Source organism: Paenibacillus sp. CMAA1364 (assembly GCF_054373195.1).
The window spans coordinates 16,758-38,921 of sequence record NZ_JBITNB010000028.1 but is presented as its reverse complement, the minus strand read 5'-3'; the positions used below and the strand labels follow the sequence as shown (position 1 = coordinate 38,921).

General features: G+C 41.7%; 19 protein-coding genes. 15 read left to right on the top strand and 4 right to left on the bottom strand.

The window, feature by feature from the left end:
• The 7 genes from purQ (at window position 1) to purD (ending at window position 9,106) form a co-directional block, all read left to right on the top strand.
• Window positions 1-690, top strand: coding sequence for a phosphoribosylformylglycinamidine synthase subunit PurQ (purQ, locus tag ACH8E3_RS14250; RefSeq protein ID WP_458633310.1), 690 nt, complete (start codon window positions 1-3; stop codon window positions 688-690).
• Window positions 668-2,911 carry a phosphoribosylformylglycinamidine synthase subunit PurL gene (purL, locus tag ACH8E3_RS14245; protein ID WP_458633309.1) on the top strand — a complete coding sequence of 748 codons (2,244 nt, stop codon included), beginning with the start codon at window positions 668-670 and terminating at the stop codon, window positions 2,909-2,911. Before purQ ends, purL begins: the two co-directional genes overlap by 23 nt.
• Complete coding sequence (purF, locus tag ACH8E3_RS14240) at window positions 2,896-4,404, top strand: amidophosphoribosyltransferase (protein ID WP_458633308.1); 1,509 nt, start codon at window positions 2,896-2,898, stop codon at window positions 4,402-4,404. Before purL ends, purF begins: the two co-directional genes overlap by 16 nt.
• 48 nt (window positions 4,405-4,452) lie before the next feature.
• On the top strand, window positions 4,453-5,493 hold the full coding sequence (gene purM / locus ACH8E3_RS14235) for a phosphoribosylformylglycinamidine cyclo-ligase (RefSeq protein WP_458633307.1): 1,041 nt from the start codon (window positions 4,453-4,455) through the stop codon (window positions 5,491-5,493).
• Window positions 5,493-6,113, top strand: a complete 621-nt coding sequence (purN, locus tag ACH8E3_RS14230; protein WP_458633306.1) for a phosphoribosylglycinamide formyltransferase — start codon at window positions 5,493-5,495, stop codon at window positions 6,111-6,113. The genes purM and purN overlap by 1 nt, the downstream gene beginning before the upstream one ends.
• Window positions 6,114-6,233: 120 nt before the next feature.
• Entirely contained in the window at window positions 6,234-7,781 is a 1,548-nt protein-coding gene (gene purH / locus ACH8E3_RS14225) for a bifunctional phosphoribosylaminoimidazolecarboxamide formyltransferase/IMP cyclohydrolase (RefSeq protein WP_458633305.1), read from the top strand.
• 59 nt (window positions 7,782-7,840) lie between these two features.
• Window positions 7,841-9,106 (top strand): phosphoribosylamine--glycine ligase, encoded by a 1,266-nt coding sequence (gene purD, locus ACH8E3_RS14220; protein WP_458633304.1) that lies wholly within the window; start codon window positions 7,841-7,843, stop codon window positions 9,104-9,106.
• A 616-nt stretch (window positions 9,107-9,722) separates the two neighbouring features.
• On the opposite strand, the gene ACH8E3_RS14215 is transcribed toward purD, so the two are convergent.
• A complete protein-coding gene (locus ACH8E3_RS14215; protein WP_458633303.1) occupies window positions 9,723-10,559 on the bottom strand; it encodes a YitT family protein in 837 nt (278 codons plus the stop codon).
• Window positions 10,560-10,799: 240 nt separating this feature from the next.
• On the opposite strand from ACH8E3_RS14215, the gene ilvA reads away from it, so the two are divergent.
• The gene (ilvA, locus tag ACH8E3_RS14210; protein WP_458633302.1) at window positions 10,800-12,074 is read left to right on the top strand and encodes a threonine ammonia-lyase IlvA; all 1,275 of its coding nucleotides are present in this window, start codon (window positions 10,800-10,802) and stop codon (window positions 12,072-12,074) included.
• A 34-nt stretch (window positions 12,075-12,108) separates the two neighbouring features.
• Entirely contained in the window at window positions 12,109-13,038 is a 930-nt protein-coding gene (locus ACH8E3_RS14205) for a DMT family transporter (RefSeq protein WP_458633301.1), read from the top strand.
• A 94-nt stretch (window positions 13,039-13,132) separates the two neighbouring features.
• On the opposite strand, the gene ACH8E3_RS14200 is transcribed toward ACH8E3_RS14205, so the two are convergent.
• Both ACH8E3_RS14200 and ACH8E3_RS14195 read right to left on the bottom strand, forming a co-directional pair.
• Window positions 13,133-14,092, bottom strand: a complete 960-nt coding sequence (locus tag ACH8E3_RS14200; protein WP_458633300.1) for a hypothetical protein — start codon at window positions 14,090-14,092, stop codon at window positions 13,133-13,135.
• A gap of 4 nt (window positions 14,093-14,096) precedes the next feature.
• Window positions 14,097-14,762 (bottom strand): DUF1129 family protein, encoded by a 666-nt coding sequence (locus ACH8E3_RS14195; RefSeq protein WP_458633299.1) that lies wholly within the window; start codon window positions 14,760-14,762, stop codon window positions 14,097-14,099.
• A gap of 203 nt (window positions 14,763-14,965) precedes the next feature.
• On the opposite strand from ACH8E3_RS14195, the gene mgtE reads away from it, so the two are divergent.
• The 6 genes from mgtE to corA all read left to right on the top strand — a co-directional run bounded on the left by mgtE (window position 14,966) and on the right by corA (window position 21,340).
• Complete coding sequence (gene mgtE / locus ACH8E3_RS14190; RefSeq protein ID WP_458633320.1) at window positions 14,966-16,291, top strand: magnesium transporter; 1,326 nt, start codon at window positions 14,966-14,968, stop codon at window positions 16,289-16,291.
• Window positions 16,292-16,401: 110 nt separating this feature from the next.
• Window positions 16,402-17,220: a DODA-type extradiol aromatic ring-opening family dioxygenase gene (locus ACH8E3_RS14185; RefSeq protein WP_458633298.1), complete on the top strand. Its 819-nt coding sequence runs from the start codon at window positions 16,402-16,404 to the stop codon at window positions 17,218-17,220.
• Window positions 17,221-17,415: 195 nt separating this feature from the next.
• Window positions 17,416-18,492 carry a DUF3048 domain-containing protein gene (locus tag ACH8E3_RS14180; protein WP_458633297.1) on the top strand — a complete coding sequence of 359 codons (1,077 nt, stop codon included), beginning with the start codon at window positions 17,416-17,418 and terminating at the stop codon, window positions 18,490-18,492.
• Window positions 18,493-18,684: 192 nt separating this feature from the next.
• The gene (locus tag ACH8E3_RS14175; protein WP_458633296.1) at window positions 18,685-19,299 is read left to right on the top strand and encodes a DUF47 domain-containing protein; all 615 of its coding nucleotides are present in this window, start codon (window positions 18,685-18,687) and stop codon (window positions 19,297-19,299) included.
• A gap of 13 nt (window positions 19,300-19,312) precedes the next feature.
• Complete coding sequence (locus tag ACH8E3_RS14170) at window positions 19,313-20,302, top strand: inorganic phosphate transporter (RefSeq protein ID WP_458633295.1); 990 nt, start codon at window positions 19,313-19,315, stop codon at window positions 20,300-20,302.
• A gap of 78 nt (window positions 20,303-20,380) precedes the next feature.
• On the top strand, window positions 20,381-21,340 hold the full coding sequence (gene corA / locus ACH8E3_RS14165) for a magnesium/cobalt transporter CorA (RefSeq protein ID WP_458633294.1): 960 nt from the start codon (window positions 20,381-20,383) through the stop codon (window positions 21,338-21,340).
• Window positions 21,341-21,428: 88 nt separating this feature from the next.
• On the opposite strand, the gene ACH8E3_RS14160 is transcribed toward corA, so the two are convergent.
• Window positions 21,429-21,992, bottom strand: a complete 564-nt coding sequence (locus tag ACH8E3_RS14160; RefSeq protein WP_458633293.1) for a tyrosine protein kinase — start codon at window positions 21,990-21,992, stop codon at window positions 21,429-21,431.
• Between the last annotated feature and the right edge of the window lie 172 nt (window positions 21,993-22,164).

The window sequence follows — 22,164 nt, the reverse complement described above, 5'->3', positions numbered from 1 at the left end:
ATGAAATTTGCAGTCTTAGTCTTTCCAGGTTCCAATTGTGATATTGACTGTTATAAAGCGGTAGAAGATACCGTTGGCGATTCTGTAGATTATGTATGGCATACAGCTACTGACCTTTCTGCGTATGATTGCATTATCGTACCGGGTGGGTTTTCCTATGGAGATTACTTACGTTGTGGTGCGATTTCACGCTTCGCTCCAGTCATGGCTGAGGTTGCTAAAGCTGCTGAACAAGGCAAATATATACTAGGCATATGTAATGGATTCCAGATTCTAACGGAAGCGGGATTGTTACCGGGAGCACTACTTCGGAACACGTCAATGAAATTCCGTTGCCACGATACGGTACTAAAGGTAGTGAATAACGAGACACCGTTCACACAGGAATATAGCAAGAATGAGGAAATCATCATTCCAATCGCTCATGGCGAAGGGAATTACTATTGTGATGAAGAAACGCTTGCACAGTTGAAGGCTAATAATCAAATTGTGTTTACTTATGGAGATAATCCAAACGGTTCTCTAGAAGATATTGCTGGAATCTGTAATGAGAACGGGAATATTATCGGAATGATGCCCCATCCAGAGCGGGCTGTGGATAGCTTATTGGGATCAGAAGACGGAAAGCGTATGTTCACATCTATATTAAAGTCATGGAGGGATACACATGGTACAGCAACAATCCGCTAAGGAACCTACAGTAGAACAAATTGCAGAACAACGAATATACCATCAGATGGGTGTGTCAGATAGTGAATACGATTTGATCTGTGGATTCATGGGGCGTAAACCTAACTATACCGAAATTGGTGTGTTCAGCGTCATGTGGTCAGAACATTGCGCGTATAAGAACTCTAAACCATTGCTTCGTCGTTTCCCAACGACTGGACCGCGTGTTCTTATGGGTCCTGGTGAAGGTGCAGGGATCGTAGATATTGGTGATAATCAAGCGGTTGTATTCAAAATTGAGAGTCATAATCACCCTTCAGCAGTTGAACCGTATCAAGGTGCTGCGACAGGCGTTGGGGGTATTATTCGCGATATTTTCTCCATGGGTGCTAGACCTATAGCTGTATTGAACTCTCTACGTTTCGGTAAGCTTGAAAGTGATCGTGTGAAGTATTTATTCGAGCATGTCGTGTCAGGTATTGCAGGTTACGGTAATTGTATCGGTATTCCCACGGTAGGTGGCGAAGTTGTATTCGATGAGAGCTATGAGGGCAATCCATTAGTTAATGCGATGTGTGTTGGGCTTATTGATCATGATAAGATTCAGCGTGGTGTAGCTAAAGGTGTAGGTAACCCAGTGTACTATGTTGGACCACCAACAGGTCGAGACGGGATTCACGGAGCGACATTTGCTTCTATTGAACTTAGTGAAGAATCCGAAGCTAATCGTACGGCAGTGCAAGTAGGTGATCCGTTCATGGAGAAGCTCGTGATGGAATCTTGCTTGGAATTGATTAATAGCGGTATTGTCGTTGGTATTCAAGATATGGGTGCAGCGGGGTTAACATGTTCGAGTGCGGAGATGGCAAGTAAAGCTGGCAACGGGCTAGAACTTTACTTAGATCAAGTACCACAACGTGAAGAAGGTATGACGCCATACGAAATGATGCTGTCCGAATCACAAGAACGCATGTTATTCGTTGTTGAGCCTAAAGATGAAGCGCAAGCGCAAGAAATCTTCGATCGTTGGGGAGTCATTTGTGCCAAGGTAGGTAAAGTGACGGATGATGGAAGATTGAAAGTGTATCACCATGATGAAGTGGTTGGCGATATGCCTGTAGTCGCATTGGTTGATGAGTGCCCAATCTATGATAAACCATCATCTGTTCCTGCGTATTATGTGAATAGTGATCAGATAGATACCCTTCGTTATGATGAGGTTACCGATCTTAGCGGTGCATTGAGCAAGATTCTCTCTTCACCAACGGTAGCTAGTAAAGCATGGGTATATGAACAATATGATTATATGGTGCGCACCAATACAGCGGTTCGTCCGGGTTCGGATGCTGCTGTAGTCACAATACGTGGAACACGTAAGGGTCTTGCGATGACAACCGACTGCAATGGTCGTTATGTGTATCTTGATCCTGAAGTGGGTGGGAAGATCGCTGTGAGTGAAGCAGCGAGAAACATTGTATGTTCTGGTGCTGAACCTATTGCAATAACGGATAACTTGAACTTTGGTAACCCAGAGAAACCGGATATCTTCTGGCAAATGGAACGTGCGGTCGACGGGATGGCAGAAGCTTGTCGTGCATTAGATACGCCGGTCATTGGTGGAAATGTCAGTCTCTACAATGAGAATGCCAAAGGATCCATCTATCCAACACCGGTTGTGGGAATGGTTGGTCTTGTACATGACACGGATCATATTACAACACAAGGATTTAAGGAGGAAGGCGATGTTATTCTTCTTCTTGGAAATACGGCGGCAGAACTTGGTGGTAGTGAATTCCAGACTGTTCTTCATGGTGTAGCCGAAGGGCGCCCACCAGCACTTGATCTTCAAGTGGAGAAGAAATTGCTTGCATCGGTACTCGGTTCAATCCAAAGTGGCTTGGTCCAGTCTGCACATGATCTATCTGAAGGTGGATTTGCAGTAGCTATTGCAGAATCTTGTATTAGTGGAGGACTAGGTGCAGAGGTCCATATTACGACAGAACTTCGCTCTGATTTTGCATTATTTAGTGAAAGCCAATCACGTATTTTGTTATCAGCAACAGCAGATAAGGCAGATCAGTTACAATCGTATATCGAAGGTCACGGTGTTCCAGTGGTGAAGATTGGGGTTGTGAAGGGTGAGAACCTTACTATTGCGATTAATGGTGTGAATGCTATAAACGAATCTGTAGAATCATATAAGAAGGTCTGGGAGGATGCGATTCCATGTCTCATGAAATAACATCTTCTAAGTTAACGTCCGAACTAACCACTTCCCATCCGCTGTGGACAGGAGACTTTTATAACGAAGGAACGGGCAAGGATGATATTTTTGACACGTTAAAAGAAGAATGTGGGGTCTTCGGAGTATTCAATCATCCGGAGGCTGCTTCACTCTCCTATTATGGATTACATGCACTACAGCATCGTGGAGAAGAGAGTTGCGGATTATGTGTGTCTGATGGGAAGGCATTCAACTATCATCGTGGTATGGGACTTGTGAAGGAAGTATTCGATAAAGATACCATGGCTACATTGACTGGGAATATGTCGATTGGGCACGTGCGATACTCCACAAGTGGCGAAAGCCAATTAGCCAACGCACAACCGCTTGTGTTTAAATATCGTGATGGGAACCTAGCTATTGCAACGAATGGTAATATCATTAATGCACCGCAAATCCGTCATGAGTTGGAACAGAGTGGATCTATCTTTCAGACGACAAGTGACACGGAGGTTGTTGCTCATCTGATTGCACGTTCGTCCAAAGATATTGTGGAAGCTGCGAAAGAAGCACTTCAACGAATCGTTGGTGGTTATGCTTTTCTCATTATGACAAATGATAAATTAATAGTAGCTTCGGATCCACATGGACTACGTCCAGTAACGATGGGGAAATTAGGAGATGCCTATATATTTGCCTCAGAGAGTTGCGCTCTTGAGACGATTGGTGCCAAGTTATTACGTGATATACAACCTGGAGAATTACTAATTCTTGATCAGGATGGTCTTAGAGAAGATCGTTACACGGAGCCACAACGCAAAGCATTATGTGCAATGGAGTATATTTATTTCGCACGTCCAGATAGTGATCTTAACGGTTCGAACCTGCATGCTTCACGTAAAAGAATGGGTAGTCAACTAGCGCTTGAAGCTTTTGTCGATGCTGATCTTGTAACAGGTGTTCCGGATTCTAGCATATCTGCTGCCATCGGTTACGCTGAGCAGACAGGCATTCCTTATGAACTTGGTCTAATTAAGAATAAATATACAGGTCGTACTTTCATTCAACCGAGCCAAGAGTTACGTGAACAAGGCGTTAAGATGAAGCTAAGCGCAGTTCGTCGTGTCGTGGAAGGTAAACGTGTCGTTATGATTGATGATTCTATTGTTAGAGGTACTACTAGCCTGCGCATCGTCAATCTGTTGCGTGAAGCAGGTGCTACCGAAGTTCATGTGCGGATAACGTCACCACCATTTAAGAATCCATGTTATTACGGAATTGATACACCAGACCGCAAACAATTGATTGCTCATGGCAAAACAGTAGAAGAAATTTGCCGTGAGATTAATGCCGATTCACTTGCTTTCTTAACGGCAGAAGGGCTCATCGGTGCTGTGAGCGGAGATAATAAAGATGATTACAACGGCGGGTTATGCCTCGCTTGCTTCGATAATGACTATCCAACAACGCTTGATTTCGGTGGAGAAGAAAAAGGCGGATGTGGCTGTTAAAAGATTATATACAATGATTCGTCAATTCAGGAAGGAGTGTTCATTCAAATGTCTGAAGCTTATAAAAGTGCAGGGGTAGATATCGCGGCAGGAAACGAAGCGGTAGAGCGTATGAAGAAACATGTGAAACGGACCCTACGTCCAGAAGTGATGACAGATTTAGGGGGATTTGGAGCCTTATTCGGAATGAATAAGGATAAATATGATGAGCCTGTATTAGTATCAGGGACAGATGGTGTCGGTACGAAGTTGAAGATTGCTTTTGCAATGGACAAACACGATACGATAGGAATAGATGCAGTAGCGATGTGTGTGAACGATATTGTCGTTCAAGGTGCAGAACCTCTTTTCTTCCTGGATTACTTAGCTTGCGACAAAGTATTGCCTCAGAAGATTGAAGCTATTGTTGCTGGAATTGCTGAAGGTTGTGTTCAGGCTGGATGTGCATTAATTGGTGGTGAGACAGCTGAAATGCCGGGAATGTATTCGGAAGGTGAGTACGACATTGCAGGATTCACGGTAGGTGTAGTGGACAAGAAGAAAATCATCAATGGTTCAACCATCGCACCTGGCGATGCTGTAATTGGACTGGCTTCCAGTGGTGTGCATAGCAATGGATTCTCTTTAGTTAGAAAGCTTCTATTGGAACAAGAAGGATATGATTTACATGATGAAATTAGCGAATTGGGTGGAAAGCTGGGAGATGTACTGCTAACACCTACTCAAATCTATGTGAAATCATTACTTGATTTAATTGAGAAATTGAACGTTAAAGGGATGGCACATATTACGGGTGGAGGATTCATTGAGAATATCCCACGTATGTTGCCTGACGGTGTCAATGTGGATATTAGCTATGGTTCATGGCCAATACTTCCTATCTTCGAATTGATGCAGAAGAAGGGTGATATTTCTAATCGGGATATGTTTACAACCTTCAACATGGGTATTGGATTAGTATTGATCGTGAAAGAAGAAGATGCTGTGGAAGCTCTAAATATATTGAAATCAAATGGAGAAAATGCCTATGTGATTGGTCGTGTGAACAAAGGCGAATCCATTGTAACCTTTACTGGGGCTGACGTATAATGAGTCATTATCGTATCGCTGTATTCGCTTCGGGTGAAGGCAGTAACTTTCAGACACTAGTAGATGCTGCGAAGGCAGGACTACTCGGGGGTGCGAAGGTTGAACTATTAGTATGTGATAAACCTCAAGCAACCGTTGTTACAAGGGCGAAGGATGCAGGTGTACCTGTATATACCTTCAGTCCTAAATCGTATGCTTCTCGGGAAGCGTACGAAGAGGAAATTGTGGAACAGTTAGAAGCGATGAATGTAGATCTTATCTTATTGGCAGGTTACATGCGTCTTCTAACAAGTGTCATTGTCGATAAATATAGTGGGCGACTTATTAACATACATCCATCATTACTCCCGTCCTTCCCTGGGACGAATGCGGTCGTGCAAGCACTGAACTATGGTGTTACCATCACTGGAGTTACAGTACACTTTGTTGATGGAGGAATGGATACGGGACCTATTATTGCTCAGAAGAGTATCGAGATTAATCCTAATGCGCACCTAGATGTTCTAACAAGTGACATACATGCCATTGAACAAGAATTATATCCTCGTGTCGTATCATGGTTCGCAGCTGGACGCGTACAATTGAACGACAGACAGGTAACGATATTGCCAACTAAGTAGTGTTGATTAGGCATAGGTGATGAGAATATACGTTTTTTGATATTTCTCGGGAAATAATATAAGTAGAATGACAGAGGACTGGTCGAAAATCATCAATATATGTAGGGGAGGATTCAATTCGTGAGTATAAAAAGAGCGTTAGTCAGCGTGTCGGATAAACAGGGGATTGTGGATTTTTGTAGAGAATTATCTGCATTAGGTGTGGAGATCATCTCGACAGGTGGAACAAGCAGTCTACTTGCTAAAGAGGGGATTCCAGTTATCGGCATATCCGAAGTTACGGGATTCCCAGAAATTATGGATGGACGTGTTAAAACATTGCATCCTGCTGTACATAGCGGGCTATTAGCTGTGCGTGATAACATAGAACATCAACAACAAATGAAGGAATTGGATCTTGGATATATTGATCTTGTAGTTGTGAATCTCTACCCGTTCCAAGAGACCATTGCTAAGCCAGATGTATCTTATGAAGAAGCGATCGAGAACATTGATATCGGTGGTCCGACTATGCTTCGTTCAGGTGCAAAGAACCATGCATTTGTGAGTGTGGTTGTAGATGCTAATGATTATAGCGCAGTGCTTGATGAAATCCGTAAAGATGGAGATACCACGCTTGCCACACGTAAGCGTCTAGCTGCAAAGGTATTTCGTCATACGGCATCCTATGACGCTCTAATCGCTGACTACTTATCGAACGTAACAGGCGATCCATTACCGGAGCGTCTAACGGTAACTTATGAGAAAATACAAGATTTGCGTTACGGAGAGAATCCTCATCAACAAGGTGCATTCTATCGTAAACCGTTGGCTGCACAAGGAACATTGACAACGGCTGAGCAACTTCATGGGAAAGAATTGTCTTATAACAACATTAATGATGCGAATGCAGCTCTACAAATAGTCAAAGAATTTAATGAACCAGCTGTTGTTGCGGTGAAGCATATGAATCCATGTGGTGTGGGTATCGGAGAGAATGTGTGTGAAGCGTATCAAAAAGCTTATCAAGCAGATCCAACGTCCATCTTCGGAGGCATCGTGGCAGCGAATCGTACGATTGATGCGGATACGGCAGACTTGTTAAAAGATGTGTTCTTAGAAATTATACTTGCACCAGACTTCACACCTGAAGCTCTTGAAATTCTCACGAAGAAGAAGAATTTACGCCTATTGAAGATGGGTGAGTTCGGTTCGTCAGAAGATCGAAAGAGTCAATTCCTGATGACTTCATTCGATGGTGGAATGGTCGTACAAGAGAGTGATGTTCACGCTGTGAAGAGTTCAGATTTGAATATCGTGACAGACCGTAAACCAACAGAAGAGGAATTGAAACAACTATTGGTGGGCTGGAAAGTAGTTAAGCATGTTAAGTCTAATGCGATCGTACTGGTAGCGGACAACATGACGGTTGGTGTTGGTGCAGGACAAATGAATCGTGTCGGTTCAGCCAAGATTGCTATTGAGCAAGCGGCTGATAAAGCGAACGGTTCCGTTATGGCATCCGATGCATTCTTCCCTATGGGAGATACAGTTGAATATGCAGCGAAAGCAGGCATTACGGCAATTATCCAACCGGGTGGATCGATCAAAGATAATGAATCCATTCAAGCAGCCAATAAATATGGTATTGCGATGGTATTCACAGGGGTTCGTCACTTTAAACACTAAGGAATAATAGATTTGGATGATTCTAATTAGAAAATAAAGTCGTAGAGGGAGAGGCAAATATGGATATATTGGTCGTTGGTGGTGGAGGTCGTGAGCATGCCATCGTATGGTCGCTTGCGAAGAGTCCGCAGGCTGGAGTCATATACTGCGCGCCCGGTAATGCTGGAATTGCAACGATAGCAGAATGTGTACCTATTGGTGTAAATGAATTCGATGCTTTGACCGCTTTTGCCAAAGAGAAGAAGATTGACTTGGTGGTTATTGGTCCCGATGATCCTCTAGTGGATGGTATTGTGGATGCATTTGAAGCAGAGAATATTGCTGTGTTTGGACCCCGTAAGAATGCCGCGGCGATCGAAGGAAGTAAGACGTTTATGAAAGATTTATTACATAAATATAATATTCCTACAGCCGCTTATGAGAAATTCAACAATTACGATGTTGCCTTGGCTTATTTGCAATCACAACAAGTGCCTATAGTGATTAAGGCAGATGGATTAGCCGCAGGTAAAGGGGTAACCGTCGCCTTTACCATGGAGCAAGCAGAGAAAGCACTCTATGACATTATGGTGAGCAAAGTATTCGGTGATGCGGGAAAGCATGTCGTTATCGAGGAATTCCTAGCGGGTCAAGAAATGTCGATTCTCGCATTTGTGGATGGAGAGACCGTTCGCCCTATGGTGGCAGCTCAAGATCACAAGCAAATATTCGATAATGATCAAGGGCCTAATACAGGGGGGATGGGAACGTATTCCCCACTTCCACATATTAAATCTTCTATTATTGAAGAGGCGATTGAGAAGATCATCAAGCCAACTGCGAGCGCTATGGTTGCTGAAGGTCGTCCATTCCGAGGTGTACTGTTCGCCGGGTTGATGATTTCTCCAGATGGAACACCAAAGACGATTGAATTCAATGCTCGGTTTGGAGATCCTGAGACACAGGTTGTATTACCACGATTGAAGAGTGATCTCTTAGCCATTATGATGTCTGCAGTGAACGGAACATTGGCAGATATCGATATACAGTGGAGTGATGAAGCGGCCGTCTGTGTAGTACTCGCATCACAGGGCTACCCTGCAGCCTATCACAAAGGAATTACCATTCATGGACTTGAAGATGTCCAAGAGACACTCGTATTTCATGCGGGTACCTCTAAGAATAACAAGGACGAATGGGTCACGAATGGTGGGCGTGTGCTAGGCGTTGTTGGTCTTGGGCAAGATATTTCTCAAGCTCGTGAACATGCGTATAAATCGGCTGCGAATATTCAGTTTGATGGCAAACAACTACGTTCCGATATCGCTGCCAAAGCACTTTTGTAGGCATTAAAAGAACAACGGTACTATCCAACATGTAGAAGCCTATGCATCACTACGCATGCGGATCATTCTTCCGATCGCTGTTGCCCTCCGATTTCTTCTGAACGCTATGAACAAGGTTGAAATCCGGGGCCAAAGCATAAGCTTCCGAAGTAGCTTTCCGTTGGAAAGCTTGTAGGTGAACGCTTCCCTTTTCCAGAATGATTCCGCCTTCTCCGTTGTAGATTCAAGTCCATTCAACCTATAAGCTGATTCCTGTATTCCACAGGGTCAGCCTTTTCAATTTGTGCGGGCACAAAAAAAGTGCACCCCCTAGAATGCATCGGATCTACCCAAGGGTTGATCCAATGTTTTTCTAAGGCGCACACTTTAATCTTAGTAAAGCCTCTTTCTATACCTAATAGAGCAAATTAATCGATTGGAAAATAGTGGTTGAATCTACAGCATGTCTGAGCGGAGCGAATGGAATTGTCTTGAAGAAGCGAAGCGCTCGCCTTTGAAATGGGATATCTACTACAATAATATTCATAATCAAGAAATCCCATTTCAACAGCGATCGTAAGGATAATCCATTCGCGTAGCGGCCATAGATGCTGTTAAATGAACTGTTTTCCAATTATTATTTCGAAATGTCAACAAACCCTTCCCCAAACACATCACGCACATCGTGAATGGTAACGAAAGCATTAACATCAATTGATTTCACGATCTTTTTAAGCGTAGAGACTTCTTGTTTGCTGATAACGATGTAAAGAATTTCTTTGGAGGATTTGGTGTAATAGCCACGTCCCGAGAGAACAGTGACCCCTCTTTCCATACATATCGTGACTTTCTCCGCGATTTGATCTTGTGCTTGGGATATTATCATGACAGCTTTCTTGGGATTCAGTCCTTCAATAAGGAAGTCCATCACTTTAGTAGCTACATATAACATGATAATCGTAAACATCAAGCTCTCTGCTCCAATAATGAAATAAGAAGAGAAAGCAACAATTAAATCGAAGAATAATAGAGAGTAACTAATATTCCAGTCCAAATATTTATTAGTCATTCGTGCTAGAATCACAGTGCCAGCAGTAGTACCACCCGCACGTACAATCATCCCGATACCAACACCTGTGAACATCCCTCCAAAAACGGCATTCACGATCAATTCGTTAGAAGAGATACTCCAATCTTCGGTTAAATGAAGAAATAGGGAATTAAATAGTACAGCAATAATCGTGTAGATTGTCGTTTGCTTGTCCAAGAATCTATAGCCTATCAAGAGTAAGAAAGCGTTGATAATTAAGTTGACCAGACCTGGAGACCATTGGAAAAGATAATAGAAGATGATGGTCAGACCTGTTACGCCGCCCTCACCGAATTCATTTGGAATGACGAATATATTTACTGCTAATGCGAAGAGAAAAGTTCCTACCATAATGTGTAGGATATCGATAGATTTCTTTTTCATAGTGTGGCCGCCTTTTTCATACTCAATGATGCTCTCATCTAACTGTATGATAATGTAGAACTAACAAAGAATAAATCGTAACGCTCCACGAATTATATGTCAATCATATTTATTGCATCATACATACGTGTGACATGGATTGCTTGAAATATAGGTTCGAAAAGAGTAGGGTATGAAGATGGGAATTAGAAAATAAACAGCGTAAGACGTTGTTTCATAACTATTGGAGTGAGAAGAAATATGAAAGAAACAAATAAGGATACAAAAGTTGGACATGTGATGATGGAGGAAATTGTTCGGGCTCATCATGTTTTGAAAGAAGTCATTGTGCGTACACCATTACAATGGGATGCGGTACTGTCGGCTAAATATAATTGTAAAGTATTTCTGAAAAGAGAAGATTTACAAATCGTACGCTCATTCAAAATACGTGGTGCTTATAATATGATACGCAATCTGTCTGAGGAAGAATTAGCAAAGGGTATCGTGTGTGCAAGTGCAGGGAATCATGCTCAGGGCGTAGCCTTTTCATGTAAAACACTAGGTATTCAAGGGAAGATATACATGCCTAGTACAACACCTAACCAAAAAGTGAAACAAGTACGTCGATTCGGTGGCGAGAACGTACAAGTGATACTTACGGGGGATACGTATGATGATGCATACACAGAAGCTATGAAGGCTTGTGATGAACATGGGTTGACGTTTATACACCCTTTTGACGAGACCCGAATCATTGCAGGAAACGGTACCATTGCTATGGAAGTGATGGAGAGTCTTGATACGCCAGCTGACTATGTATTTGTGACCATCGGTGGGGGAGGATTAGCCGCTGGGATAGGATCGTATTTCCAAACGGTTAGTCCACAGACGAAGTTAATTGGTGTAGAGCCGTTAGGTGCGGCATCCATGAGCGAGGCATTACGTCGTAATGAAGTGGTCACGTTAGATGAGATAGATAAATTCGTGGATGGTGCTGCAGTCAAGCGTGTAGGGAACTTAACTTATGAGATATGTGCCAGTACACTTGATGATATCTTGAAGGTGCCTGAAGGGAAAGTCTGTACTACGATTCTAGAATTATATAATGAGAATGCCATCGTTGTTGAGCCTGCAGGCGCGCTGACTGTATCTGCACTGGATTTATATCGTGAGCAGATTGTTGGGAAAACGGTTGTCTGTATTATTAGTGGTGGAAATAATGATATCGCTCGTATGCAGGAAATTAAGGAAAGATCTCTTATCTATGAAGGGCTTAAGCATTATTTCATGATTAACTTTCCACAACGTGCAGGCGCACTCCGGGAATTCCTTGAGGATGTGTTAGGACCCGATGATGATATCACGAATTTCGAATACACGAAGAAACATAATAAAGAGAATGGTCCAGCACTTGTAGGCATTGAATTGGACTCTAAAGAAGACTATGGCGCATTAATTGAACGGTTGGATCGTAAAGGGTTTGATTATAAAGAACTTAGCAAAGATGCGAACTTATTTAATCTATTATTTTAATGTTGTGTGATCTGATGAGAAAGAAGGAGTACGATTGTCACGTCTTGTATATATAGCACTTATAACACTCAGTCTCATATGGGGCGGTTCATTCTATTTTATCAAAATACTTCTTCACGACTTTGGTCCATGGAGTATCGCATTCTTAAGATCAGGAGCGGGACTTAGCATCATCATATTGATCATGCTTGTATTAAGAAAGCCATTTGGATTTCGAACGATCTCATGGATACCGATGGCGAGCATGGCCTTGATTAATACGGCTATACCATGGGCACTTATTGCTTATAGCGAGACACGTCTGCCAAGCAGTATGGCGAGTGTGTTGAATGCATCGACACCGGTGTGGACGATTATTGTGGGAATATTATTCTTTGGCTCTGTATCTAATAAAAGGCAATGGCTCGGGATAGGGATAGCAACCATAGGTATTATTGTATTACTCGATATCAATCCAGGAACGCTCGTTACGATGGATGTAACCGGCGTTGGGTGTATGATTCTAGCGACCATCTGTTATGCATTTGGTACACAACTATCTAAGAAGCTCATCACCAAGGGTTATTCCATGTATCAGATGACGTTTGGAACGCTTCTATGTACCATGATCGGAAGTGGAAGCATGGCGTTCGCTAAGGAAGGAATCTCCTTCTCACATGTGACGACAGGTTCAAATCTACTCATGATTATAGGATTAGGCGTGTTCGGATCAGGGATTGCCTATATATTGTTCTATTATATTGTGGAGAAAGGAAGCCCGGAGTTTGCTATGATGGTGACGTATTTGGTCCCATGCACAGCGGTCATTTGGGGAGTCACCTTGTTGAACGAGCATATCAAGTGGACATTGATCCTTGGACTGATGATTATTCTGGTTGGCGTCTTTATTGCGAGTCGAAGACCTAAGATCATCGAACCATTAAGCATAACCCACGCATCGGAAGAAGTGGTTCCTATTAAGTAAGATTATAAAAGCGCCCTTCTTGAGCGAAACCGTGAATGAACATAACTTCACGGTGCCAAGAAGAGCGCTTTTTTATTTTATCGAGTGACTGTTACTAAGAGAAGGGATAATGTTCTTTCAGATGTTTCTGTACGCTATCATTTAACTTGTAGTTATTGGATTTTAGAACATCCATAAATGATTGAAGCTTCTTTAGATAACCACTATTTCCGATATCACTATTCGCTAAAAGAGATAGATAAGTATCTTTGGCTTTTGCATCCATTACGTGTGAGTCATAATCGAATAATGGTGTGTTATTCAGACCATATGCCGTATTGATTACATAGCTCTGGTATAAGTTATCTATCTGTATTGTGCGATTGGAGTTCGGATGTGCTTGGACAAAAGCTTCTTGTGATAAGGCACGTTTGGTGATCTCTTCCCAACTAATAACGAGTGCAGCATCCTTTGCTGGCGGATTAGCCGATTCTACAGCCATAATATCGATATAAGTCTTAATATCGTTCATGACATAAGGACGATACTTAGCAAACCGTTCATAATCGATCTCAGGGAAGAACATCCCCTCTGCAGTCTCAAGCTTATATCCACTATCTAATGCACCCTGCAGAAAATTCCGTAACTCTTGGTTCGTCGTACGTGCGATTAGTGTGCTTAATGTATCTTTAGGTATATATATTTTAACTAATTTATTCTGGATGGAGTCAGCGAAGAATTGGTCGCTCCACTTCTGCCATTGCGCTTGAAGTGCATTCTCCAATCGAAGGGTCATCAGAGTTGCTTGATAAGGCGTAACTTCATAAATGTGAGATTTCATAAAGTCATGTGACTGCTTAAGGTGGTTAGGTTGTTGTACTTGCTTCACAAAAGTATTATACACATGTTGTGCACGATCTTTATTGATCATATATTTAGTCGATACAGCATTGTCGTGAGTAGATGGACTTGTGGAAGTCCCCGCTTGATCCGCCATAATGACGGGCAAGGAAGCCTGTATGGTAAGTGTTAATGCAATGATGGTTGCTGTCGCTGTCATTCGTTTCATTTTCATTAGGTTATTTCCTCCTTTTGAATAGTATGAACCAACCTAGTAAACCGATTGAAGCAATAATCAGACTAACCCAAGGCTGAATCGTAAAGACGGGTAATAGATTTCTAATCATATAACCAATCATTAAGATAACAACCATAATGACAACGTATATTCCGATAGTCATTAAATTAATGGTTGGTTTCTTGTTTTCCCCATCTTCTCCCCCTTTATTTAATAAATTGGTAACAGATTCTATTAGTAGAATAGAACCTACGGCAATAACGATAATGGTTAGTAAGCTGATCTGGTTGAAGCTAGACACGGAGCCTTTCATCCACAGCACAGTGAAACCTACGATAGCCTCCATAAAGAAGAATAAACTTAATGCAACCCACGCAATCATTACATAATAGGGGAAACCAGTCATTGTCTTTTGTATGGCAAAGGTTGAGATCTGTGTTCGACTGTATTCTTCAGCATCTTCACCTAATAATTGACGTGCAGTAATGCCTTTGTGTTGCGCGTCTAGTACTTCATGGGCTAGCTTCAATAACATCTGTTCACTTTGTGTTCGATCGACTCCGCTACTACGGACATACACAACGATATCTTCATAATAATCCTTATTCGTAGGATTCATGTGTTCACGTAACGTATTGTTTTCTTTAATCATTTTCTTGATGGACAATGCAACCCCTCCTATCTACGAACGCCTTACTTGTAATTCAAGTATAAGAATATGAAAGATCGAATGCAATGTATGGATGAATAAAGACGTGAATAGAGTCGAATACTAGCATTCACTTTTGCCTGTTATGGGTAATGACGGTATCATAGTAGGAATGATGCTGTCATTACCATAACGTTGAAGGGGTACATGATATGATAAATTTGCAAAAAATGCGTGAGATGATCAGCATATCTGATCATGATTCAATTGCTATGTTCTTGGGAATGTTCAGACCCATTGATATCGCAGAGAGTCTAGAATTATTGGATCGAGAAGAACAACTGAAATTCGTTGAACTGCTTCCATCGAGGGAGTCTGCTGAAATACTTGAATATCTAGATCCTTTATTACAATATCAAATTCTCTATCATCTAAAAGAGGAATTAACTTCCAAGGTACTCTATGAGATGCCGGGTGACGTAGTCGTAGATATGATGTTAGCCATACATCGTTATCAGGCAGAGAAATTATTAGATCTACTTCCAGCGGATTATCGTCAGAAAGTTCTAACGCTGATGACATTCCCAGAAGAGACCGCGGGAAGTCTAGCTACCATTGACTATATTGCTGCAACTAGCACATGGACGATCGAGACAACATTGGAACATATACGTAAGGTTGGGCATGATGCTGAGATTATGGCCTATATTTACGTCATCGGAACAATGGGTGAGCTAGTAGGTGTTGTTTCTTTGAAAAGAATTATATTAGCGGCACCACAGACGTTATTGAAAGAGATTATGGATGAAGCCATTTCTGTTCCCGCAACCATGGAACAAGAGGAAGCTGCAGTGCTTCTGTCCCGTTATGACTTGGTCGCTCTTCCTGTTGTAGATACGGAGTCTAGGCTGATTGGGGCGATCACCGTCGATGATCTCATTGACGTCATGAAAGAAGAAGCAACTGAAGATATTCAAATGCTCGGGGGAAGCCGACCGTTAGATCGTACGTATTTCAAAACCTCTGTGTTTCACTTATACAAGAAGAGGATCGTATGGTTATTGATCTTATTCGTTGCCGAAGCCTATACAGGTTCTGTATTAAGGTACTATGAAGCGACGCTATCGGAAGTCATATCACTAGCATTCTTTATTCCATTGCTAGTGGGTACAGGTGGGAACACAGGAACTCAGACGGTATCTACGTTGGTCCGTGCCCTTGCTGTAGGAGAAGTTGCCTTTAGAGATATTTTAAAAGTGGTCAAGAAAGAATTTAGTACTTCGTTCTTAACAGGGGCTACGATTTCATTGATAGCCTTTCTAAGAGCATCCATGCTCGGTGTCGGATCGGATATTGGTTATGTTGTTGCGATTACAGCGATGCTCATTGTGCTGTGGGCCTCACTAGTAGCTGCTATTCTGCCACTTATCCTGCATAAATTCAAGGCAGATCCAGCCGTCATCTCTGGACCTTTAATAACAACATTAGTAGACGGTACGGGACTAGTTATCTATTTCAGTGTAGCCAAAATGATATTAGGATTATAGACATTGGAGGATTAAATATGAATCATTAGATCATATTTATTGTCAAGATGCCTCCATAAGCTGTAAAATAGTGACTAGCAACACATACTGATATATGGAGGTTGACATCAATGACATTACCTTCTCTATTTGTAGCTCACGGCTCACCGATGCTAGCCCTAGAAGATCATAAATATACTCAATTCCTACAAAAACTCAGCTTTCAATTCAAGAAACCGAGGGCTATCGTAGTCTTCTCAGCACATTGGGATACACCTGATCAGTCGATGAGTGTAGATGATAAACACAGTACGATGCATGATTTCTACGGATTTCCAGAGGAAATGTATAAGCTTACGTATCCTGTGGAAGGCGATCCTGAACTGAATAAGGAATTAGAAGACATTTTCAAAAGAAATAATCTGAAATATGTCAACGAACGTGGACGTGGGCTTGATCATGGGGTGTGGATTATTCTCCAGAAGATGTATCCAGAAGCTAATATTCCAGTCGTAGAACTCTCTGTAGACTCAACACGCACACCAGAGGAACAATATAAGATAGGAAGTATGTTGGCTGAGCTTCGTAAGAAAGACGTGCTAATCATCGCTAGTGGTGGACTTGTCCATAATCTTAGAAAAATTAAGCATAGCGATCAGCCGGATCCTTGGGCCGTTGAGTTCGACAATTGGGTCGCTGAACAACTAGAGCAATGGAACTTGAAATCCTTATTTGAATATCAAGAGATAGCGCCTAATGCGGATCAAGCTGTTCCACACTACGGAGCAGAACACTTCATTCCGATATTCTATGCGATGGGCGCAGCAGATGATGAACGTCAGGCGAAACGGCTATTTCAAGATTATCAGCATGGCAATATTAGTCTGAATTGCTGGATGTTTGGCGCAGAATCGGATCAACTTGATGTTGAGAACAAGAGTGAAGCATAGAACTATATCTACCATAGAAGAGCAGGGCTTATCCATAAGTCTTGCTCTTCTTTGTGTCTACATTTAGTGGAGTAACACATGCTATGACGGCTGTCCCTATTAGTATTCTTAGCGAGTAAGGACAGACAAGGAACTTCTTTTGTGATTAAATGAGAAGAAGAGAAAATATATATTATAAGGGGGAACCATAATCTGATGAATCGATTGCAAATCAAACATATGTTACTTATTGTACTTATGTCTTTGATGATTACATCGTGCGCAAATGTCGAAACAGAAACAAAAATCTTACCGATTGAGAATCCAACACCCATTGTAGAAGACAATGATGTGGTTGAAGATATACCTCCAATTGTACATACAGCTCTATTAACAGGACTACCTGTAGACGTTCCAACAAATGCACGCCCCATCGCTGTGATGGTTAATAATGCGCCCGCAGCCAGACCTCAGTCAGGGCTTAGTAAGGCAGATATTGTCTATGAAGTGCTTGCAGAAGGTGGAATTACACGGCTTGTTGCTATCTATCAAAGTAATACGGATGCAGTTACCGTAGGTCCCATTCGTAGTATTAGACCGTATCTCATTGAAATTGGAGAGATGTATAACGGCTTGCTCGTACATGCTGGAGGAAGTCCAGAAGCCTATGCCATCATACAGAGACAGAAGAAAGAGGACTTGGATGAGATAGGCAAAGCAGGTTACTTCTTTTGGAGAGATAAGAGTCGTAAAGCGCCGCATAATTTATACTCAGATACGGACAAGCTACGAGCAGGCGCTGATAAATTGAAATATGCCCAAGAGGTGACCATCCCCACGTATGAGTTCAGGGATGGTAATGAAGTCATCTCAGGTGACGAAGCTAAGAAGATTGATATTACCTTTCTACAGAAAAGTTACGCTGTAACCTATGAATATGATGACACGATTAAAAAGTATAAACGGTTCATTAACCATAAGTCGCATATCGATTTGACGACAAATCTGCAACTTGAAGCTGCGAACGTTATTGTTATGGGTGCGGACCACAAGGTGCTCGATGATATTGGAAGAATCTCTGTTGATATCAATCAAGGTGGCGAAGCGCTAATATTTCAACAGGGTCGTATGATGAAGGGGAGCTGGATTCATCGTAAAGGGGATGTCATTCGCTTTATTCATAACAATATAGAGATACCGTTCGTACCTGGAACAACCTATATCAACATCGTTCCCAATAACCCTTCTTTTGACAGTCATGTCAAAGTATCCAACTCTTCCAGCACGGAATGAAAGTCGAATAAATTGTCACAAAAGAATGACTTTTGACACGAAAAATATGCTATTGTAAAATATACAGGCTAGCTCTGAAAACAATGCAATTTTGATTTCACAATTTAGTTTATAAATGTGGTAGAATAACAGGGTTGTCATCGGAGTTTAAAGGCTGTAGGCATGGCAATATTTCTGTAAAGGGGTAATCAAATGAGATTGAAGAAGAAGGACATTTTTTTTGAGACGATGGAGAATATGGCAGATAAGATCGTACAAGCTGCTGATTATTTTGCTGAAAATGTAGGTAATGTTAAAGATGTGAATGCGTTTTTCACAGAAATGAAGAAGTATGAGTCTGAATGTGACGAGTTCACACATATTATTATTCTAGAACTTAACAAAACCTTTATAACACCGATTGATCGAGATGATATTCTTGCTCTTACATCTAGTTTGGATGACGTTATAGATGGTCTTGAAGCGACTTCATCTCGATTCTATATGTATAATTTTGATGAAACAGATGAATATATCCTTGCATTTGCAGAGATATTACGTCAATCAGCTTATGAAATACAAAAAGCGATTCATTTGCTATCTCAGAAAAAACTGCTTGCTATACGGGAATACACGATTCGCTTGAATGACCTTGAGAACCAAGGTGACGAATTGCTAAGAATTTGTATTAAGAATTTGTTCGAGACGGTTAGCGATCCGATTGAATTGATTAAGAAGAAGGAAATTTATGAACGTCTAGAACAAACGACGGACACGTGTGAAGATGTGGCCAATATGCTGGAATCGATTATTATGAGTAATTCTTAAGGAGTTTAGGAACATGGAGACATCATTATTTGTTTTAGGTATTGTTATCTTTCTCGCATTAGCATTTGACTTCATCAACGGATTTCATGATACGGCGAATGCGATTGCAACATCCGTCTCTACTCGTGCTTTGAAGCCAAGAGTAGCTATTATTATGGCTGCTTGTATGAACTTCCTTGGTGCTATGATGTTTACTGGTGTAGCTAAGACTATTGGTGGAAGTGTTGCAGATCCTGCGACACTGGATAATGGGATAGAGGTAGTTATTGCAACTCTACTCGCCGCGATAATCTGGAATCTGGTGACTTGGTGGTTCGGTATTCCTTCGTCCTCATCACATGCCTTAATAGGTGCTCTAGCAGGTGCAGTTCTCGTGGGGGCAGGCTCTGATCATGTGAAATGGGAAGGTTTTCTTAGTATCGTTAAGGTTCTCATCTTCTCGCCATTAATTGCATTTGTCGTTGGTTATATTGTTATGACGGTATTGAAATGGATATTTGCCAATAAAAGTCCTCACACCGTAAATAAAGGATTCCGTTCTGCGCAGATCGTGACCGCAGCACTACAATCATTCACTCACGGAACGAACGATGCACAGAAGGCGATGGGTATCATAACATTTGCTCTTGTGACATCGGGCCGGTTAGATACATTAGAAGTACCGTTGTGGGTTAAACTATCAGCGGCAACAGCTATGGCGCTTGGTACCTCTGTCGGCGGATGGAAAATCATCAAAACGATGGGAACTAAGATATTTAAAATCGAACCGATTAATGGATTCGCAGCAGATATGACTGGAGCTTCTGTCATCTTAACAGCAACAGTACTTCATATGCCTGTAAGTACAACACATGCCATTACATCTGCATTACTAGGTGTGGGTAGTGCGAAACGCGTATCTGAAGTGAAGTGGTCATTGGCTGGAAGAATTATTATCACATGGTTCATTACGATTCCAATCTCAGGACTGCTTGCAGGATTAATATTCAAAATTTTATTCTAAAGATAAGGCCAATCGCTGAAGGTTGGCTTTTTTTTATATCTATATCATGCAAAGAACATGACTAGAAAGGACGAACTGATGATTAGAACAATGGCCATTACTCATTCTCATGAAGTCAAGATAGGGATTCCATTAGAAGAGATTCAGATGGAGGATTACGCATGGATGTGGGTAGATTTCAGTTCACCTACTGCCAAAGAGGCATCACTTCTGGAGACATACTTTCATTTTCACCCACTGGCCATAGAAGATTGTATGCTTGTATTACAAAGACCCAAGCTAGATTTCTATGATGAATTGCAATTTCTTGTTCTGCATGCATTGAATCCCGAGACTTTAAAGGCTGTTGAAGTGGATCTATTCTTAAACCATAATCTCCTCGTATCCTTTCATCACCAACAACTCAGCGAGATTGATGAAGCTTGGCAACAAGTGATTCAACATGCCCATGAACGTAAGATTTGGTCTCGAGGCCCAATTGGTTGTGCCTACACGATCATGGATATGATGGTAGATCGCTATTTCCCTTCGTTATATAGTATTGAGGATGAATTAGCTGAGCTTGAGAATGAAGGTAGTAACGAATCGGTGGAAGATCTAATGAATCAAGTGTTTGATCTACGAGGAAGGCTTCTTAAGCTTCGACGCACCATCGTTCCTATGCGTGATCTGATGTATCGGATCATAAATTCTAACCACATTAAGAATAGTGGGGAGCACATGATGTATTTTGCCGATATATATGATCATTTGATTAAGCTTACGGATATGATCGAGGCGGATCGTGAAATGACGGCTGATCTGAGAGATAGTTATATCTCCCTTAATTCTAACCGGATGAATGCCATTATGAAGACACTCACGGTTATCACCACTGTGTTCATGCCTTTGACATTGATAGCGGGTATCTATGGGATGAATTTCGATCATATGCCAGAGCTACATTGGCCATATGGGTATTACTTTGTCATGATAGGAATGTTCCTGCTTGGTGGTGGCATGGTACTCTGGTTCATACGTCGTGGGTGGTTTAAGTAAAGGTGATAATTTATAACACATAAAAAAGAACCCCAAATGGGGTTGCAAATCATTATAAACGAAAGATCATGCTTATGGAAGAATCTGTTTACCTCTTGTTCGTCAAACGTTTCTTGAACCGCTTCGTATTCTTGTTGGACTTTCGACCTGTAGCTTGTTTTCGCTTAGAGGTTGAGGACTTCTTGCGACGGCGTTTAGGTGGTGTATAGTATAGACTATCTTTATCTTCAGAGGACGCCTTTTTCTTGCCTTTCCCTATAGACCCCATCATGAGCTTGATCATGGGAGCCATTTGTGTGACACCTGCCATCACTTTTTGGAATTTGCCCATGGAGGCGACGATACCATCAATACCTCCCATTCGATCGATGACGCCTTTAAGTTCTCCAATATTTGCAAGAGAGAACCCACTTGCTGATTTCGCAGCGGGTAAGACTGTCGTTGTTGCAGCAACTGCCGGATTCATATATTCGGTTGTTCCTAATTCATTCAAGCCACCATTTCCTAGTAACGGTGTAATACCAGAAGGTTCAATGGTAGGAATCTCCCCCATAGAATCAATTCCGGGATACGGACTATTATATGAAGGCGAAGAGAAAGGACCGAGTGAACGTTGGTTACTCGGAGAATTACGATGATAATGCTCAGCCATGATTATCACTTTCCTTTTCGGATTGGTTTACAACACTGTATGTGGTAGGCGAACATAATGTAAGGGCGAATGCCTGTATAATACGGGATAAGAGCGGAAAAGGGCTTGTGCCCATCTGGCTATAGTTAGTTGATATCGCTTGATATAGTAAGAATCTATTCTTATAAATTTC

Coding starts and splice junctions, on each gene's coding strand:
- ACH8E3_RS14170 (WP_458633295.1), top strand. CDS start 19,313: ATGGAGACATCATTATTTGTTTTAGGTATTGTTATCTTTCTCGCATTA.
- purD (WP_458633304.1), top strand. CDS start 7,841: ATGGATATATTGGTCGTTGGTGGTGGAGGTCGTGAGCATGCCATCGTA.
- ACH8E3_RS14200 (WP_458633300.1), bottom strand. CDS start 14,092: ATGAAAATGAAACGAATGACAGCGACAGCAACCATCATTGCATTAACA.
- ACH8E3_RS14215 (WP_458633303.1), bottom strand. CDS start 10,559: ATGAAAAAGAAATCTATCGATATCCTACACATTATGGTAGGAACTTTT.
- ACH8E3_RS14175 (WP_458633296.1), top strand. CDS start 18,685: ATGAGATTGAAGAAGAAGGACATTTTTTTTGAGACGATGGAGAATATG.
- purN (WP_458633306.1), top strand. CDS start 5,493: ATGAGTCATTATCGTATCGCTGTATTCGCTTCGGGTGAAGGCAGTAAC.
- ACH8E3_RS14160 (WP_458633293.1), bottom strand. CDS start 21,992: ATGGCTGAGCATTATCATCGTAATTCTCCGAGTAACCAACGTTCACTC.
- ACH8E3_RS14180 (WP_458633297.1), top strand. CDS start 17,416: ATGAATCGATTGCAAATCAAACATATGTTACTTATTGTACTTATGTCT.
- purM (WP_458633307.1), top strand. CDS start 4,453: ATGTCTGAAGCTTATAAAAGTGCAGGGGTAGATATCGCGGCAGGAAAC.
- corA (WP_458633294.1), top strand. CDS start 20,381: ATGATTAGAACAATGGCCATTACTCATTCTCATGAAGTCAAGATAGGG.
- purL (WP_458633309.1), top strand. CDS start 668: ATGGTACAGCAACAATCCGCTAAGGAACCTACAGTAGAACAAATTGCA.
- purQ (WP_458633310.1), top strand. CDS start 1: ATGAAATTTGCAGTCTTAGTCTTTCCAGGTTCCAATTGTGATATTGAC.
- ilvA (WP_458633302.1), top strand. CDS start 10,800: ATGAAAGAAACAAATAAGGATACAAAAGTTGGACATGTGATGATGGAG.
- ACH8E3_RS14185 (WP_458633298.1), top strand. CDS start 16,402: ATGACATTACCTTCTCTATTTGTAGCTCACGGCTCACCGATGCTAGCC.
- purF (WP_458633308.1), top strand. CDS start 2,896: ATGTCTCATGAAATAACATCTTCTAAGTTAACGTCCGAACTAACCACT.